Annotated in this window: 3 protein-coding genes; all 3 read left to right on the top strand. The window is 39.5% G+C overall.

Annotated elements, in window-relative coordinates; translation table 11 throughout:
- Positions 1-184 precede the first annotated feature (184 nt).
- The 3 genes from AC1DSL_RS16260 (at position 185) to AC1DSL_RS16250 (ending at position 3,605) form a co-directional block, all read left to right on the top strand.
- Positions 185-619 carry a MarR family winged helix-turn-helix transcriptional regulator gene (locus AC1DSL_RS16260; protein WP_342542063.1) on the top strand — a complete coding sequence of 145 codons (435 nt, stop codon included), beginning with the start codon at positions 185-187 and terminating at the stop codon, positions 617-619.
- Positions 620-626: 7 nt separating this feature from the next.
- Entirely contained in the window at positions 627-2,195 is a 1,569-nt protein-coding gene (locus AC1DSL_RS16255; protein ID WP_477532990.1) for an MDR family MFS transporter, read from the top strand.
- Positions 2,196-2,684: 489 nt separating this feature from the next.
- Positions 2,685-3,605, top strand: a complete 921-nt coding sequence (locus tag AC1DSL_RS16250) for a DMT family transporter (protein ID WP_342542061.1) — start codon at positions 2,685-2,687, stop codon at positions 3,603-3,605.
- The last annotated feature ends 274 nt before the right edge of the window (positions 3,606-3,879 follow it).

Raw genomic sequence — 3,879 nt, 5'->3', positions numbered from 1 at the left:
GGTCAAGATTTATCAGTCCTGCCTTATTCACTCTATTTGACAGGTTTCTGTTGAATGGATTTTTTTTGTGCACAATTTTGACTTTTGTTTTGGAAAGCAACACAATTTGACAACCGTCAGTTCCAAGCTTACTATACTAAAGTAGTTAAGTTACTAAACTATTTAATGTTGAAGGGGTTTTTCCATGAACGATCGCAAAGAAATAATTCAGGAGTTTGTCCGATCTTTCCGCTATTTAATAAGAAGTACTCGACAAGATTTTGCGGTCGAATTTGAAGGATATATACCATTTAATGAATTTACAGTTCTACGTGCATTGGAAGAAGATCGTACACTTCGTGTGTCCGATGTGGCACGAAGATTGAATTCAACCAATAGTTATGTCACATTGACGAGTGATAAATTGGTGCAAAAAGGATATCTCATCCGCGAACGCAATGATTCAGATCGACGTACGGTTTATATGACTTTGACTGATGAAGGATTAACGCTCGTGAAGAAAATGGACGAAATAATGTTTGCATATTTCAGTAAAACGTTTGGCGATATTTCAAATGAAGAAATGCTCTCAGTCATGAATATTCTTCAGAAAATTAAGCCAAACGAGAGAAAGGTTTGATTTCTACATGGAACATTTAAAACAAAAAGAAAAAGTAACTATTATGATTGCGATTATTGGGGCACTATTTTTTGCAGCAGTTAACCAAACAATCGTCAGCAATGCTTTGCCAAAAATCATTTCTGATTTAGGTGGTTTGAATTATTACAGTTGGGTATTTACCAGCTTTATGTTAACGAGTGCCATTAYGACAGTCGTTGCAGGTAAACTTTCTGATATCTATGGAAGAAAGCCGTTTTTTCTAATCGGTATTTTAATATTCTCTGTTGGCGCATTTTTGTGTGGCACATCCGCTTATATTGAACAGTTGATCATTTATCGTGCCATCCAGGGTGTGGGTGCAGGCCTTATTATTCCTACAGCCTTTGCGGCAGTGGGAGACTTGTTTGCCCCTCGAGAACGTGGAAAATGGCAAGGTATTATGAGTTCTGTATTTGGTATATCCAGTGTTCTTGGACCAACTATTGGTGGATATATTGTCGATAATCTAGACTGGCGATGGGTATTTTGGGTGTTCTTGCCACTAGGTATTGTCGCTTTTGTATTGATATTAAGGCTGTTCCCTAAAACAGAAAGACGCCAAAATGAGACCATTGACTATTTAGGCACTTTCTTCCTTACCGGAACATTGGTTCCAATGTTGCTTGCGTTTTCATGGGCTGGTTCTAAATATGATTGGTCATCAGACATCATCTTGTCGTTATTCGCAGGATCGATTGTTTCCTTGGGGTTGTTTATTTGGGCTGAAAACCGAGCGAAGAGTCCAATATTGCCTTTGCACTTGTTTAAATATGCCAATTTTACATTCTCAAATATTATTGGCTTTGCGGTAGGAATAGGCATGTTCGGTGGTCTCATGTATGTGCCTTATTTCGTTCAAGGCGTACTAGGATATTCCGCAACGCATTCCAGCTTCATTTCGATGACCATGACTCTTGGTTTAGTCGGAGCGAGTGCATGGGGTGGACAATTGATTACAAAAACAGGGAAATATAAGCGACAAGCCACTTTTGGTCTGGCGGTTTCTGTCGTTGGTCTTTTATTATTGTCCCAAATGGACATGGACATTTCCCAGTGGCTACTTGTGCTTTACTTAATTTTGGTGGGCTTTGGTATCGGAATGGGCTTGACCGTGTTTACTATGACTGTTCAAAATTCCGTTGGATCTGAATATTTGGGTGTAGCAACAGCATCTACTCAACTTTTCCGTTCCCTAGGAGGAACAGTTGGTGTGGCTGTTCTCGGAACAGTATTGAATACATCGATGAAAGATAAAATGGCTTCATTCGATTCAAGCAAAGTACCTGAAGCTGCAAGAGAAACATTAAGCAAATTCCAAAACCCCAATTTATTATTGGACCATACACAACTCGAGTCCATTCGGGCACAGTTACCTGAACAAATGTTGCCACTATTTAATGATTTAATGTTGCACTTACAACAATCATTAACATTTGCTTTATCAAATGTATTTTTAGTAGCGGCAATTGTCATGGCGATCGCTACACTTTTGACATTTACCATTAAAGAAGTTCCTCTGCGCAGTCAAAAGCAAAAACCTAATTTAGAAGAATGAGTCATAATTCATGATAAAACCAGACGATAGAGTATCCATGTGGATGCTCTTTTTTGGGATAATAAGAGTAAGAAAATTTTTAAAAGTATTATATGGAAGAATCTATTTTAGGGCAAAGCTGTTGTGTGGCAAAGTATGTTGTAATAGACAACTATACGATATCGAGAAATAAATCATTTACTTTAGCCAGTTAAAGAATTAAGATGGTTGTTCTATTGTTTTTAAGCTACAATCAACATGCTTAATTATTTGATGGGTATCTAAAATTATAGAATTGCTATGTCTAGCCCCAAGCGCTAGCTCACGCCTTAGCTTCAGACACTCAGGCGAAAGCAGGCTATCGCATCGGTTCTTGCTCCTGCGGTTACTCGTCGCAAAGGGAATCTTGCTCCTGCGGTTACTCGTCGCAAAGGGTACCTTGCTCCTGCGTCGAGCTAAAGTAGCGCTTATGCTTTTCCTAGAACGAAGAAATGGTGAGGTGAAAACCACGTGAAACAATGGAAAATCTATGGCATACTCGTTTTCGTTATGTTCATATGGGGCTTTAATTTGCCTGCCGTAAAATATTTAGTTAGCGAAGTGCGTCCTGTAACAATGACTGCCTTTCGCATTTTTTTAGCCAGTTTAACCGTATTTTCGATTTTAGCGGTACTTCGCATCGTCAGAAAACCGACAAAACAAGAATGGAAATTCATTGTCCTTGGTGCACTTCTTAATGTTGTGTGCCACCATTACTTTTTGTCGATCGGACTGACCATGACGACAAGTTCGAATGCCGGTTTAATTCTTGGCACAGGTCCAGTACTAACCGCGGTATTAGTGTCAATGATTATGAGGATCTATCCCTCTAGATTGCAATGGGTAGGAGTAATACTCGGATTGTTCGGAGTCAGCGCAACAGTACTAGCTGCAGGAGAAGGAACCTCTGGGTTATCTTTTGGTGACGTATTCGTGTTTCTAGCCATATTGACACAGGTTTTCAGTTACTTGGTTATCAGTAAAGCTGCAAAAACACTGGATCCCAGGTTGCTTACAGCATACATGTTCTTAATCGGATCATTCGTATTGTTCCTAATTAGCCTGTTCCAGGAGCCTGGGGAAATTCGAGCATTTTTAGAAGTTCCACCGATGTTTTGGGTAGCATTCTTTGGAAGTGGAATGATTGGAACAGCAGTTGGCCATATGCTTTATAACTATTCAGTAGGAAAGGCCGGCCCCTCTAAAGCAGCCATTTTCATGAATTTGAATACATTGTTTACCTTGGTGGGTTCATCTGTATTTCTTAATGAAACCATCACAAGTCGTCATATTTACGGACTTGTTTTGATTGTCGCAGGCGTAATATTGGGCTCTGGTGCTGCTGAAGATATTTGGAGAAAATATAAATTGAAAAAGTCCCTCTCAGAGTGAGAAGGATATAAAATGAGGGTCTTCCGAATTTGTGGAAGGCTCTTTTTTGATGGACTGCGAATAGAAAGTGTGGAAGCGCGAATAGAAAGGGAGAAACCGCGAATAAAAAAACCACTCCAAATTGGAAGTGGTCAGTAAGTGCGTTTATTCATTCGATCGGCAACTTGGTATGCGTCGTACATTCCCCATATCCAAACTAGCGGGAAAGTGATGAAGCCAATCAATACGAACATTAATAATGAGTTGATTAGTTGAACGCCAATCAAGATTAAGC

Source organism: Paenisporosarcina sp. P4_D4 (genome assembly GCF_056401835.1).
Note: the sequence above shows the minus strand (reverse complement) of the source record. Positions and strands in the feature narration are given on the sequence as shown.

What these genes read in the sequence shown, in the direction of transcription:
- AC1DSL_RS16260 (WP_342542063.1), top strand. Translation starts at nt 185, where the DNA reads ATGAACGATCGCAAAGAAATAATTCAGGAGTTTGTCCGATCTTTCCGC.